Origin of the sequence: Pseudomonas sp. NPDC096950, from assembly GCF_044762525.1 — a bacterium.
Taxonomy (GTDB): Bacteria; Pseudomonadota; Gammaproteobacteria; order Pseudomonadales; family Pseudomonadaceae; genus Aquipseudomonas.
Genome location: NZ_JBIWEL010000061.1, coordinates 1,327 through 2,233, shown reverse-complemented (window position 1 = coordinate 2,233; position 907 = coordinate 1,327). Strand labels below are relative to the sequence as shown.

Here is a 907-nt window from a genome sequence, read left to right as displayed (position 1 = left end):
CGAAGCTGAAACAATGACGCTTTGGCAATGCAATACAATCTCACCAGGATCGACCCCGATGCTCCTAACGAGCAGTATCCGATTGGCGAGCGGGAAACCGTTTCCGATCCGTTAGAAGATCAAGTCCACAAAAACATCTTCATGGGCAAGCTCGAAGACGTGCTTAACGGCACGATCAACTGGGGGCGCAAGAACTCCCTGTGGCCGTATAACTTCGGTCTTTCGTGCTGCTACGTGGAAATGACCACCGCCTTCACGGCGCCTCACGACATCGCGCGCTTTGGCGCCGAGGTTATCCGGGCATCGCCGCGCCAGGCGGATTTCATGGTTATCGCCGGTACCTGCTTCATCAAGATGGCGCCGATCATTCAGCGTCTCTACGAGCAAATGCTCGAGCCTAAATGGGTTATCTCCATGGGTTCGTGAGCCAACTCCGGTGGCATGTACGACATCTACTCCGTCGTTCAAGGGGTGGACAAGTTCCTGCCCGTGGACGTCTACGTGCCTGGCTGCCCGCCCCGTCCTGAAGCTTTCCTGCAAGGCTTGATGCTTTTGCAAGAGTCGATTGGACAGGAGCGTCGTCCGCTTTCCTGGGTCGTCGGTGATCAAGGCGTGTATCGCGCCGAGATGCCTTCGCAAAAGGAACAGCGCCGCGAACAGCGAATCGCAGTCACCAACCTGCGCAGCCCCGACGAAGTCTGATCCAGCTCTGCTTCTTTCTATAGAACGAGACACTGGCTTCATTCTTTACGTTGACCGAAAGCGATAAATAACCATGACTACAGGCAGTGCTCTGTACATCCCGCCTTATAAGGCAGACGACCAGGATGTGGTCGTCGAACTGAACAACCGTTTTGGCCCCGAGGCGGTCACCGCCCAGCCTACCCGCACCCGCATGCCGGTGCTA

At 56.2% G+C, this 907-nt stretch carries 1 protein-coding gene and 1 pseudogene; both read left to right on the top strand.

Annotation, left to right across the window (positions count from 1 at the left end; genetic code table 11):
• Window positions 1-27 precede the first annotated feature (27 nt).
• Window positions 28-702: pseudogene (locus ACIQY3_RS34345) on the top strand (NuoB/complex I 20 kDa subunit family protein).
• 73 nt (window positions 703-775) lie between these two features.
• Window positions 776-907 (top strand): hypothetical protein (locus ACIQY3_RS34340; protein ID WP_403029122.1); only part of this gene is annotated, 132 nt, incomplete at its 3' end.